General features: G+C 37.8%; 15 protein-coding genes and 1 pseudogene. 10 read left to right on the top strand and 6 right to left on the bottom strand.

Features of this window, described 5'->3' with window-relative positions:
- Positions 1–449, bottom strand: a pseudogene (locus EA341_RS09970) (PorT family protein); the annotation flags it as partial.
- Positions 398–1,120 (bottom strand): bifunctional demethylmenaquinone methyltransferase/2-methoxy-6-polyprenyl-1,4-benzoquinol methylase UbiE, encoded by a 723-nt coding sequence (gene ubiE / locus EA341_RS09965; protein WP_293013614.1) that lies wholly within the window; start codon positions 1,118–1,120, stop codon positions 398–400. The gene ubiE and the pseudogene EA341_RS09970, both read right to left, overlap by 52 nt.
- 161 nt (positions 1,121–1,281) lie before the next feature.
- Here ubiE and yihA point away from each other — a divergent pair, with 161 nt between their 5' ends.
- From yihA to EA341_RS09950, 3 genes are read left to right on the top strand one after another with little or no spacing between them, the layout of a single operon-like run.
- A complete protein-coding gene (gene yihA / locus EA341_RS09960; protein ID WP_293013612.1) occupies positions 1,282–1,887 on the top strand; it encodes a ribosome biogenesis GTP-binding protein YihA/YsxC in 606 nt (201 codons plus the stop codon).
- Between the two features lie 58 nt (positions 1,888–1,945).
- The gene (locus EA341_RS09955) at positions 1,946–2,389 is read left to right on the top strand and encodes a DUF5606 domain-containing protein (RefSeq protein WP_293013609.1); all 444 of its coding nucleotides are present in this window, start codon (positions 1,946–1,948) and stop codon (positions 2,387–2,389) included.
- 26 nt (positions 2,390–2,415) lie between these two features.
- Positions 2,416–2,709: a hypothetical protein gene (locus EA341_RS09950; protein WP_293013606.1), complete on the top strand. Its 294-nt coding sequence runs from the start codon at positions 2,416–2,418 to the stop codon at positions 2,707–2,709.
- Between the two features lie 41 nt (positions 2,710–2,750).
- Here EA341_RS09950 and fbp read toward each other — a convergent pair whose 3' ends face one another.
- Positions 2,751–3,788, bottom strand: a complete 1,038-nt coding sequence (fbp, locus tag EA341_RS09945) for a class 1 fructose-bisphosphatase (RefSeq protein WP_293013603.1) — start codon at positions 3,786–3,788, stop codon at positions 2,751–2,753.
- A gap of 59 nt (positions 3,789–3,847) precedes the next feature.
- On the opposite strand from fbp, the gene EA341_RS09940 reads away from it, so the two are divergent.
- Complete coding sequence (locus EA341_RS09940) at positions 3,848–5,119, top strand: aspartate kinase (RefSeq protein WP_293013600.1); 1,272 nt, start codon at positions 3,848–3,850, stop codon at positions 5,117–5,119.
- Here the strand turns inward: EA341_RS09940 and EA341_RS09935 are convergent.
- Together EA341_RS09935 and EA341_RS09930 are read right to left on the bottom strand one after the other, a co-directional pair.
- Positions 5,111–5,986 (bottom strand): fructosamine kinase family protein, encoded by an 876-nt coding sequence (locus EA341_RS09935; RefSeq protein ID WP_293013597.1) that lies wholly within the window; start codon positions 5,984–5,986, stop codon positions 5,111–5,113. The two genes, EA341_RS09940 and EA341_RS09935, sit on opposite strands and share 9 nt — an antisense overlap.
- A complete protein-coding gene (locus EA341_RS09930; RefSeq protein ID WP_293013593.1) occupies positions 5,979–6,464 on the bottom strand; it encodes a low molecular weight protein-tyrosine-phosphatase in 486 nt (161 codons plus the stop codon). Before EA341_RS09930 ends, EA341_RS09935 begins: the two co-directional genes overlap by 8 nt.
- A 309-nt stretch (positions 6,465–6,773) precedes the next feature.
- On the opposite strand from EA341_RS09930, the gene EA341_RS09925 reads away from it, so the two are divergent.
- Positions 6,774–7,190 carry a Fur family transcriptional regulator gene (locus tag EA341_RS09925; protein WP_293013591.1) on the top strand — a complete coding sequence of 139 codons (417 nt, stop codon included), beginning with the start codon at positions 6,774–6,776 and terminating at the stop codon, positions 7,188–7,190.
- 29 nt (positions 7,191–7,219) lie between these two features.
- Positions 7,220–7,849: a peroxiredoxin gene (locus tag EA341_RS09920; RefSeq protein ID WP_293013588.1), complete on the top strand. Its 630-nt coding sequence runs from the start codon at positions 7,220–7,222 to the stop codon at positions 7,847–7,849.
- A gap of 48 nt (positions 7,850–7,897) precedes the next feature.
- Here the strand turns inward: EA341_RS09920 and EA341_RS09915 are convergent, their stop codons facing one another.
- Positions 7,898–8,614, bottom strand: a complete 717-nt coding sequence (locus EA341_RS09915; protein ID WP_293013585.1) for an FkbM family methyltransferase — start codon at positions 8,612–8,614, stop codon at positions 7,898–7,900.
- 267 nt (positions 8,615–8,881) lie between these two features.
- Here EA341_RS09915 and EA341_RS09910 point away from each other — a divergent pair, with 267 nt between their 5' ends.
- From EA341_RS09910 to EA341_RS09895, 4 genes are all read left to right on the top strand, one after another.
- Complete coding sequence (locus tag EA341_RS09910; RefSeq protein ID WP_293013583.1) at positions 8,882–9,739, top strand: glycosyltransferase family 2 protein; 858 nt, start codon at positions 8,882–8,884, stop codon at positions 9,737–9,739.
- Between the two features lie 5 nt (positions 9,740–9,744).
- Positions 9,745–10,746, top strand: a complete 1,002-nt coding sequence (locus EA341_RS09905) for a Stealth CR1 domain-containing protein (RefSeq protein WP_293013580.1) — start codon at positions 9,745–9,747, stop codon at positions 10,744–10,746.
- Between the two features lie 107 nt (positions 10,747–10,853).
- Positions 10,854–11,777 carry a ribosome small subunit-dependent GTPase A gene (rsgA, locus tag EA341_RS09900; protein WP_293013578.1) on the top strand — a complete coding sequence of 308 codons (924 nt, stop codon included), beginning with the start codon at positions 10,854–10,856 and terminating at the stop codon, positions 11,775–11,777.
- Between the two features lie 85 nt (positions 11,778–11,862).
- Complete coding sequence (locus tag EA341_RS09895; protein WP_293013576.1) at positions 11,863–12,366, top strand: phosphoribosyltransferase family protein; 504 nt, start codon at positions 11,863–11,865, stop codon at positions 12,364–12,366.
- The last annotated feature ends 6 nt before the right edge of the window (positions 12,367–12,372 follow it).

The raw sequence follows: 12,372 nt of genomic DNA, 5'->3' as shown, positions 1-12,372 counted from the left end.
GCTACATCATTGGTTGGCACAAAAGGAGTAGCTTGACCATTTCCAGGCTCGGGAACTGCACTATCAGTGAAATAATTTATATCCGTCCTAAACTCGTAAAACCCAATTTTAGGGGTCAGCATGATATTGAACTGATCATGAACACGAAATACCGCCAAGAAACCCAGTGAAAATCCTGGAGAAAATACAGGAACAATACTTCTCACTCTTGAAGCTGAAGCATTATTAGGATCCAAAAAAGCATCAGAGTACTTCATTTGGTAATAATTGGTATGACCTGCAAGGAAGAAACCATAAGACAATAATTTGTCATCTTGGCCTGCCCTACTGATAGTATTAAATCTTGCCTGAGCAAAACCTTCACTGCCAAGAAGTGTAATCCCTATTGCAAAAAGGACTACTTTTCTCCAATGTAAATTGAGCTTATACCGAATGTTAATGGTTTGCATTTTGTGTGTTTAAAGCCAACTTTCTCCAAAATTGCCAGGAAATTATCTCCATCCGGAAATGCCTGTACGGATTCTGGAAGGTAAGTATAGGCTGAATTGTCCTTGGATACAAGTTTACCGATTTGAGGCAAAATATATTTGAAATAAAAATTATATCCTTGCTTCATCGGGAATTTCTTTGGTTTGGAAAATTCCACGATCACTGTCTTACCACCTGGACGTAGTACCCTATACATATCTGCCAATCCCTTTTCAAGATTTTCGAAGTTTCTAACTCCAAAAGAAACGATGACAGCATCGAACTTATTATCCTCAAACAACAACTTCTCAGAATCGCCCAGCTGCATATCAATGATGTGGTCCAGCTTTCGCTTCTTCATTTTTTTTCTCCCCTCATTGAGCATTCCTTCAGAAATATCCACACCAATAACCTTATCCGGATTAAGGGCAAGTGCCTCTATAGCAAAGTCACCCGTTCCTGTGGCAATGTCCAAAATCAACTTAGGTTGATCTTTTTTCAGGTGTTTAATGGCCTTTTTTCTCCAGATAATATCTATTCCAAGGCTAAGTAAATGATTTAAAAAATCATATTTCTTACTGATGTTATTGAACATTTCAGCAACCTGCTCCTTCTTTCCTTCTTGCTTGTCTTTATACGGTACTACTGACATTGGTCTTTATTTAATTGTGCAATATTACTAAGTAAACCCGAGCATATGAAAAATGTTGATAAGTAATGAATTAAAGTCGCCCTAAAGTAAGCAGAAGACTAGACATCAACACAATCTGTAATTGAAACAAAAGACTTACCTTTACAAAAAATATATAGATCATGATCAAGTACGCAAAATTTGTCATTAGCAACACAGATTATAAAAAATGCCCAGCTCCGACCAAACCTGAATTTGCCTTTATAGGCAGGTCTAATGTTGGAAAAAGCTCTTTGATCAATATGCTGACCAACCATAAAAGCTTGGCGAAGATTTCCGGTAGACCAGGAAAAACCCAATTGATTAACCATTTTGACATCAATGACAAATGGTATATGGTAGATTTACCTGGCTATGGATTTGCAAAAGTCAGCAAAGGCATTAAAAATACCTGGGAAAAAATGATCAGTGACTACCTGACGAATCGGGATAATCTGGTAGCGCTTTGTGTTTTGGTAGACAGTAGATTGGAACCGCAAAAAATAGATTTGGAATTTATTACTTGGTGTGGACAAAATGAAATTCCGTTTGTTATCATCTTTACAAAATCCGATAAGCAAGGAAAATCGAAAACCAACCAGTCTGTTCATAAGTTTTTGGAAGAATGTGTCAGAATTTTCGGTGAGGCTCCCCAGTATTTTATCACTTCCGCACAAAATGCTGAAGGTAAGGAGGATGTCTTGGAGTTTATAGAAAATGAAGTCACTGAATATTATGATAGCCTCTAGTAAACCTTGGGCATTAAAAGGTATGTTCTATATTTGTAGCCGCAAAACAGCATAGTTTATGAATTTTAATGAAATAGCAACTGTATCCGGCAAGCCTGGATTGTACAAAATATTAAAACCTACCAAAGGTGGGGTCATTCTGGAAAGTCTTGACGAAAAGAAGTCCAAACTCGTAGTAGGTGCCAGCCATAGGGTAAGTATTCTTGCCGAGATTTCCATTTATACCATGAATGAAGAAGGAGCCACAGCACTTAAAGATGTGATGGCTACTATTGAAAAGGAGTTTGAAGGAGACCTTGGGCTTGAAAACGGAGCCGATGCTGAAGAGCTAAGGTCATTTTTGAAGCACGTTCTTCCAGAATATGATGAAAGCAAAGTGTATCCCTCAGACATCAAAAAACTGGTAGCATGGTACAAAATCATACGAACACATGCTCCTGAAGCACTCCAAGAAACGGAAGATTCAGAAGAAAATCAGAAAGAAGATAATTCCTCCGAATAAAAGGAATTATTTGATCTTGAAATCACATGGTAGCGGAAGAAGTACTCAGTATTCTTAAAAAGGATTTTGATTTACCTGTAGAGACTAAAGTGGCTGATGAGGATTCCCTTTTCCGTCTTTTAGTTCCCATTGTGCACCGGATGTTGGACAGAGAATTTGAACGTTTGTTACAAATTTGCTATCGTATAGACATTGGTGAGGAAAAACTGAAAAAAATCCTCCATGAGTCTCCTCCAGAAAATATGGCTGAGGAACTGACAAGAGCTATGATTGACCGACAAGTCCAAAAAATAGAAATTCGGAAGAAATATAGTAAGTAAAAAAACAACAGGCTGTCAACAGAATTGACAGCCTTTTTGATTTATTGAGTGACAGTTGATAGTGCTTTTTTCTGAAAAAACTCAACTTCATCCACCATTACATTTGACCCTATATATAGAGGAGTCCTTTGATGCAGCGAGCTAGGTTCAATTTCCAAAATCCTTTGTTTACCGTCTGTAGCCTTAGCACCTGCCTGCTCGGCGATGAAAGCGAGTGCGTTCGCTTCATACAAAAGCCTAAGCTTTCCATTAGGCGCTTTATTGGTGCCTGGATAGATGTAAATCCCTCCTTTCAGAAGGTTTCTATGAAAATCTGCAACCAAACTGCCAATATACCTTGCACTGTATTCTCTTTTTTTACATTCGGTGATATATGATTTCAAACCATCGTCAAAGTGATTATAAGCACCCTCATTGATACTGTAAATCTTACCATCTTTGGGTGCTTTCATGTCAGGATGGGAAAGGAAGAACTCCCCCAATGAAGGCTCATAGGTAAAGCCATTCACACCGTGCCCTGTAGTGTATACCAACATGGTAGACGATCCATACAGCACATATCCTGAAGCCACCTGATTGGCCCCTGCCTGCATAATATCTTCAATTTGAATAGGGCTACCCACTGGTGTCACCCTTCTGTAAATGGAAAATATGGTTCCTATAGAAATGTTCACATCAATATTAGAGGAACCATCCAAAGGGTCTATAGCCACAACATATTTTCCCGACTTATTTTGCAGGTCAATCACCTCATCATCTTCTTCGGAAACAATGGCACAGACTTCACCGCCTTTTGACAAGGCGCGCATAAAACGGATATTCGCAATGACATCCAACTTCTGCTGTTCTTCTCCCTGTACGTTTGTCTGACCAAATGCACCTCCTATATTGGCAAGTCCTGCGCGATTGGTTTCACGATTTACTATCTTTGATGCCAACGCAATATCTCTGAGCAATTGCGACAATTCGCCTGAGGCAAATGGAAAATCTTCTTGTTTGATCTTAATGAATCTGTCCAAAGTGACTCCCACTGAATAGGCAAGACCAGACTTGTCCGGAGTGTATTGTTTAATTTTCATGAATATTAGAAAAATTATATTTAGGATTTATATCTTTCGAAAATTACAAATTAATTTTTATGGCAAAAACTTTTATTTTCAAATTTGGAGGGGCTTCGACCAAAGATGCGGATTCAGTTAAAAACTTATCCAAAATTTTGCACAATCGATTGCGAAATCATACTGTAATTGTGGTTTCGGCCATGGGAAAAACCACAAATGCCTTAGAAGTCATACTTAACAAAAAGCTCATCCATGAAGACTATTCTTCGAATATTACAATTTTAAAAAATTACCATCTGAACATCTGTAATGGTTTATTCGCACAGTCTCATCCTATTTTTTCCGGGATTGAGAATTTATTCCTGAAGCTTACACGGACCTTGGACCGACAAATCAACAAAGATAACTACGATGAAGCTTATGATGGCATCATTAGCTTTGGAGAGCTCATTGCATCGCGTATTATTCAAGAATACCTATGTGACCAAGGGCTGTTTTGTCTTTGGCAAGACGCCAGGGAATTGATTGTGACCAATGAGGATTTCCGCTTTGCAAAATTAGACTGGGAGAAGACCAAGCAGAAGATCCAAAAATACCTTTTACCCAAGTTGATGCAGTTTCCGGTTTTAACACAGGGTTTCATCGGTCAAAGTAATACAGGGAAAACTACCACTTTGGGGCGCGAAGGCTCTGATTTCTCTGCTGCGATTTTTGCCACCTGCCTGAAGTCCAATTCCGTTACCATTTGGAAAGATGTGGCAGGAGTCTTGAATGCCGATCCCAAAAGATTCAACAATACAGTGAAATTTGATGAACTGGACTACAGAGAGGCCGCCGAACTTACATATTACGGTGCATCTGTAATACACCCCAAAACTATCAAGCCCCTAGCCAATCATTCTATCCCACTTTTCGTCAAGTCATTTCTTGATCCGGAGGCCAGTGGAACTAAAATCCATCATGTGCCTGTAATAAATAAAATTCCCTGCCTGGTGGTAAAAGACGAACAAATACTGGTCAGTTTTAAAGTGACAGATTTTACATTTATCAATGAATCCCATATCCACAAAGTCTTTGCTGAGTTAGAAAAACTTAAACTCAGGGTAAACCTTTTACAAAACTCGGCAATCAGCATCTCTATTGTCATAGACAAAGAAGTATTCAAACTCGAAAAACTGATCGAAAAACTTCAAGATGACTTTGAAATTCGGTACAATGAGGGATTACAGCTCCTTACTATCAAAAATCCTCACTCCGCACTGGTGGAGGATTGCATCAAAAACAGAAATGTACTTTTGGAACAAGTTACCAGGGCTACATTCCAAACGGTCATGACACCTTTATCCTAAAAGTCTATTTACAGTCTTTTCAATTCCTGCCAGGTAGCTTTTTCCAAATAAAAGTAAGTGGACCAAAAGTGGATAAAGGTTATAAATCGGCACCCTCTCTTCAAAATCCGGCTCTAGAGGAAATAAAGTGTTGTAAGCCTCATAAAATTCATCATCAAAACCCCCAAATAATTTCGAAAATGCCAAGTCCATTTCTCTATGTCCATAGTAAACTGCCGGATCAATCAATACAGGACTTCCTTTTAAACCTCTCATGACATTTCCCGACCAGAGGTCACCATGTAATAACGAAGGCTTTTCATTTGGAAAAATAGACTGCAGCAAGGGATAAATCTGCTGAAATCTTTTATAATACTCCAAAGAAACCAAACCTTCATAATAAGCTTTTCCCATCATTGGCTCCAGTCTATTCTCAACAAAAAAATCAGTCCAGGAAGCCTTATAACTGTTAGTTTGGACCAAGGAGGCGATATAATTGTCAGTATGGTATCCAAATTCAGATCTTGTCGCCATGTGCAGTTGTGCTAAGCCCATACCTAATTCCTTCCAATAGCTTGGACTGGTATTGTCAGATTTCACCCAATCCATTAACAGAAAATTTTGATCTCCAATTCTGCCAGAACCATGTACTTTAGGGACCTGTAGTGGTGTATTTAGACTGAGAGACTTCAGACCCTCCGCCTCTTTTTCAAAAATATCTTCACTGGATTCGAAGTTGATTTTCAGAAAAAACTTGGCATCTCTGGCTTCCAACAATACTCCTTGATTGATATTTCCAGCAGCAATGAGTTTTGCTTGACTGATGGGAACTCTTTTCCCCAAACTTAAAAAAACTACTTTCTCAAAAAATTCTGAATTATCAAACATATTCCTGATGCTCCACTTTGATATGCTCTAAAAAGCGATCAATGGAATCATCCAAAATCTGATACACATTTTCAAAGCCATCTTGTCCGCCATAATAAGGATCTGGAACATCCAGGTTATCTGTATCAGGTTGGAATTCTCTGATTAAGTATACATTATTATGTTTTAGGGAATTTTTGAAAATCAATTGTTCAATGTTTTCCTTATTGGATTGATCCATAGCAATAAGATAGTCGAACTCCCTGATATCAACTCTATTTAATTTTCTTGCTCTATGATTGATCGCTATTTTATGATTTTCAAGACATGCAAGAGTCCTCTCGTCTGGCAACTCTCCAATATGATAGTCTGAAGTTCCACAGCTATCGCATATTAATTTTTGTTGCAGTCCGAGGTTTTTCACTTTATGGTTGAAAATAGCTTCCGCAAGAGGTGACCTGCATATATTGCCAAGGCAAACAAATAACACTTTAATCATGAGGATATTACTGAATTCGGGAGATTGACATTTTGCTTACTAATTTAAATAAAAAATTCCCAGAATACTTTCCATTGAGAAAAACTTATAACTGATTTTTAGAGATTTTACACACCTAAACACTTGATTAAAGTTATTTTATCAGAATTATTTTAATCATATACGCTATATTAAAAAATAATAAATTGATTATAATATTAAATGCAATCGATTACGAAATAAAATTCTTAAAAATGTTTGATAAGACAAAAGCCAATAATTATCTTTGTAGAGTAATTATCAAATAAGAATCATTCTTATTTAAAAAGTATGACGACTGAATTCATCAAAAACAAAATCACGAACAGCGGGTTGAAATTCACTCATCAACGATGGGTGATCTATGATGCCTTATATCAGGCGGATTCTCACCCTACTGCTGATCAAGTTTTTGAGATCATTAAGTTGGCTAATCCAAGTCTTTCTCTAGGGACTGTTTACAAAACACTTGACAGTTTTGTTCAAAATGGATTGATCCAGAAATTTATGGATCAGAATGGAGTTATGCGCTTTGATGCCATTATAGATGCACATAGCCATCTCTATTGCAAAGAAACACATGAAATCAGAGACTTTAGAAATGAGGAGTTGGAGAAAATGCTTCAAAACTTTATTTCTAAACAAAGACTTAATGATTTTGAGATTGAAGATGTCTCTATCGTATTCAAAGGAAGAAAAAAACAATAAAAATTTAATTCAAATAAATAAATTACATTATGTCACTAGTAGGTAAAAAAGCACCCTTATTCTCAGTTCCTGCCGTTATCAATGGCGAAGAGATCGTTGAAGGATTCTCTCTAGACCAGTATATAGGAAACAAAGAAGTTGTCTTCTTTTTCTATCCGAAAGATTTCACTTTCGTGTGTCCAACTGAGATTCTTGCATTCCAAGAAAAGCTTGCTGAATTCGAAAAAAGAGGCGTTGCTGTAGTAGGCGCTTCAACAGATACTGAAGAAACGCACTTAGCTTGGTTGATGACACCAAAAGCAAACGGCGGTATAGAAGGCGTTACTTATCCACTTGTAGCTGATGCTTCCAAAACAGTTGCGCACAACTTCGGTGTGTTGGCAGGTGAGTGGAACTACGATGAAGAAGGTAACCTTACATTCGAAGGTGCCCCTGTAGCATACAGAGGAACATTCTTGATTGATAAAGCAGGTGTGGTAAGACAAGAAACCATCAATGATCTTCCACTAGGAAGAAATATCGATGAAATGATCAGGTTGGTAGATGCATTGCACCATGTTGAAAAATTCGGTGAAGTATGTCCAGCTAATTGGGCAGAAGGCAAAGAAGCAATGTCTGCTACAAGAGAAGGCGTTGCTGAATACTTAAGCAAAAACTGATTGAATTAATTTCAATTTTCAAATGCCCTGGAGTTGCCTTCAGGGCATTTATATTTTTAAACCTTTCTTTACCGCATATGCATCCCTCCCCACCTGATGATAAACATATTCATGTTCTGTCAAATAGTTTTTACAGCTTTCTTTTGTGGCTTGATCAAAATGTTCCTCCTCATAAATGATCACATCAGGCATTATTTTTGACAAATCAAACATTTTTAAAATCTCGAAATCAAAACCTTCAGTATCAATTGCAAGCAGGTCCAAATCTTCCCCATCTAGCATTTCATAAACCTTTTCTGCCGTGACCGTATTGATTTGCTTTTCTGCAATCCACGTTGACTTGTCCTTAGGGGGTTCTACCCCTGCTTTTCTAGCTTTATTTTCTATAGTACCATCCTCTATTTTTTGAATCAGTTGATTTTTATTAAAACTAGAAAGCCCTGTCGCCCATCTATCTGAACTAAAAGAAACAGTATAAAGGATTTCCTTGCCTTCTGTATTAGAAAGGGCAGCATTTACAGTTTTTACTTCTGGCCTAAGCTTATGGATTCTTTTTAACCAGCCTTCATATACCTCAGGTTGAGGTTCTAACATGACTCCTGACCAATTATCTCTTTTTATGAATTTTTGGATCGGATCATGAATGAAACCATCATTTGCACCTACCTGAATAAATTTGATAGGAGAATTCTTTTTTGAATAAACATCCAGAAACTCTGAAAGGGTACCTGATGGTGGCCTGTAGATAAATTTGTAAAAACCCATATACAAAGGGTTTTCTGAGGCACAGAGGTAAAATCTTATCCGGTTGTAATGCTTTTTAAAAAAGCTTTTTACATTCATAATATTTTTTGTAAAACTCTTAATCAGATTCAAGTAACTTATAGGATAATTAAATTTTTATGGAATTCCAAAAAGCAGATTGGAAATCGCTCAATTCGAAATACAATCCCGCACATTCCAATAAGCTGCAAAGCGTTTCAAAAAATGCTTATTAAAAGCTACATTTGTTGACTAAAGTACTAAGTTTTAATGCCGGCAGACACTATAAATCCTCAAAAAAAGATCGCTGCGATCACCATGGCAAGAAATGATGATTTCTTTTTGACCCGCTGGATAGAATATTATGGGAGAGAACTAGGAAAAGAAAACTTATACATCTATTTGGATGGAGAAGACCAGCCAGTTCCCAAAAATGCAGGTAAAGTCAATGTCTTTCATGAAAAAAGGGTTGTAGAACATGTCGTTTCTGCGGAAAAAAGAAGACTTGGTTTCTTATCGGATGTCGCCAAAAAACTATTGAATACTTATGATGTGATCATTGGTGTAGATGCAGATGAATTTTTATTAGTCGACCCTAACTATGGTAAATCTCTCGCTCAATACTTAAGCGAAATCCCTATTGAACCCTCAGTGTCTGGACTAGGCATCGATGTCGGTCAGGATTTGAATAAAGAAGCTACTTTGGACAAATCAGCGGCTTTTTTAGGTCAGAGATCCTATGCCTTGATTTCTTCTAGGTATACCAAACCTTCTGTTATAGCCAAACCTGTTAACTGGGGTTCCGGCTTCCATCGGGTCAAAGGTCATAATTTCAGAATCGATCCCAACTTGTACTTATTCCACTTTGGATCTGTAGATTATAAAATGATTCAGGACAGGTTCCTGGACAAAGACAGGATGGCTACAGGAAGAGAAGGGCATATCAAAAAAAGGGCAAAAACCATAGATATCATCACTCATTCAAAACCCAAAACTGAGGAGAAATGGCTATCTATTGCTAGAAAGCTCCAAAGTGTCGCCAGACCAATTTATGCATGGAATAAGCCCACCATGTTAAAATGGAAACTAGTTGTCAAAATACCCGATAGATTTAAAGGGATAGTCTAGTACTCATGACATATTCAACACGTAAACAACCGATAGATGCTGTAATTACATGGGTGGATGGAAATGACCCTATTCATCAATCCAAAATGGACAATGCCTTGAAGGGTAAGACCAGAAAGTATATTCCAGGGGCTGAAAAGACCAGATTTGGAAACGCCAATGAATTGAAATACAGCACACTTTCTCTACTAAAATTTGCTCCTTTTATCAGGAAAATTTTTATTGTTACAGACAGTCAGTACCCCAACATTCAAGATGATATTGAAAAAACCTTCCCCGATCGTGTTAATGATGTACAGGTAATTGACCATAAAGAGATTTTCAGAGATCACCTGGAATTTTTACCCACCTTCAACAGCCGTTCCATAGAAGCCTTACTCTGGAAAATAAAAGACTTGTCGGAAAACTTTATATACCTCAGTGATGACATGTTTGTCATCAGACCACTTAAGCCACAAGATTTATTCTTAGAGGGAAGACCTGTTATGCGAGGAAAGTGGCTAGTCCGGCCTGTACTGAGAAACTTATGGAATGCATTGAATACCAAGATGCAACATAAGCTTTTGAAAAATAAAGCATTTCAGCCAAAACCCTCTTTTCATATTGGCCAATGGAACAGTGCCAAAGCGCTTGGGTTTAAATGGAGTTATTTCTTTTCAAGCCATACTCCTCACGCGGTCAATAAAAATACCCTAAAAAATTACTTCGACAAACATCCTGATATCCTTACTAATCAAGTCAAATATAAGTTCCGGCACAATTCACAGTTTAATTGTGCTTCATTTTTCTATCATCTTGAGATCAAAAGCGGGAATACAAACTTTGCTAGGCCATCTTTTATATCTTTGCATCCATTCAACAGATGGGATGGGTATATTGAAAAAAAACTCAATCGATGCGAGTCGAACAGTAAATTGTTGTTTATAAATATCCAAAGTCTTGAACTTTGCAGTGAGGAAAATCAGAAGAAATTAAAAGAATGGCTTTGGAAGAATCTTGGCCTGTAATGCATACTTTGGAAAACTTAGCCAGGTTATAGGATTATGAATCAGGAATATCCAAAATAACCTCAGGTGAGCAATATGTTATTAAAACTGGAAATCAATAAATAAAGATGCAAGGAAGAGTCATCAAATCCACCGGCAGCTGGTACGTGGTCCAAACAGACGAAGGCATCAAAAATGCCAGACTCAGGGGGAAATTCAAACAGGAAGACCTCAAATTGACCAATCCCATTGCCGTGGGTGACATTGTACTTTTAGAAAATGAAGCAGATCATGAATCTACTGTCATCAGAGACATACTTCCCCGGGAGAATTATATCATCCGAAAATCAACCCGAAAAGCACACCATTCACATATCATCGCATCTAATATTGACCAGGCTTTTTTGATTGTCACCCTCAGAAGTCCGAGGACTTCCCTAGGCTTTATCGATAGGTTTTTGGTAAGTACAGAAAGTTTCAGGATTCCTGCTTGCATAATAGTCAATAAAATGGACCTGGAGTACAAACCAAAGGATTTGGATTTTCTTCAAGACATACATGATATTTATGACACATTGGGCTATCCCGTGTTGGAAATTTCAGCTTTGGAAGATGAGGACATCAAGCTTTCTCTTTCTGATATGCTCAAGGGCAAAACCACATTACTTTCGGGGCATTCAGGTGTAGGTAAATCCACTATTTTGAATAAACTGGTACCCTCTGCTGTTCAGACTACCAAAGAGATTTCCAAATTCAGTGCAAAAGGAGTCCATACCACTACTTTCGCAGAAATGTTTGAAATTCCTGAAGGTGGTTTTCTAATAGACACTCCAGGAATCAAAGAGTTCGGTATCCTTGACATTGACCAATATGAACTTTCACATTATTTCGTGGAAATGCGCCAATACCTGGGGCAATGCAAATACAACAACTGCAGGCACCTCAACGAGCCTGGTTGTAAAGTTCTGGAAAAAATGGAAGAAGGATATATTCACCCTTACCGTTACGAGAGCTATGTCAATATCCTACATGAAGAAGACAGTCACAGGTAGGAAGAGAACTTTGGATGCAATGTTTTGAATCCATTTTCAATTAACTTAATTTTCAGACCACAAATTCAGATTTCAATTTATCCATATGAGCAGCGACAAAACCTTGGTCTTGGACCAAAACAAAATCAAGCAAAAGATCACCAGGATGGCATTTGAAATCTACGAAAGAAATGCCGCTGAGGACAATATTGTCTTTGCAGGAATTACAGGAATGGGCCATCTGCTTGCAGGTTTTTTGGCCGAGTCTTTAGAGAAAATTTCTCCTATTCAAACCAAGGTTCTTGAAATCAATCTGGATAAAAAAGATGTCTACAGAGGAGAGGTCATGCTCTCTGAAAAGATAGACCTCACTAACCGCTGCATCATCATTGTGGATGATGTGCTCAATACAGGGAAAACTTTGGTTTATGCACTGAAGCCATTTCTAGACCTACCCATCAAAAAAATGGAAGTGGCTGTATTGGTCAACAGAAGTCACAAATTATTCCCTGTCACCCCTGATTACACCGGCTTAGAGCTTGCCACCACGCTCAACGATCACATAACTGTGGATTTATCCCCAAAAAACAAAACTGTTCACCTTCACTGATTTCCA

Source organism: Mongoliibacter sp. (assembly GCF_007692705.1).
Classification (GTDB): Bacteria; Bacteroidota; Bacteroidia; order Cytophagales; family Cyclobacteriaceae; genus Mongoliibacter.
Note: the sequence above shows the minus strand (reverse complement) of the source record. Positions and strands in the feature narration are given on the sequence as shown.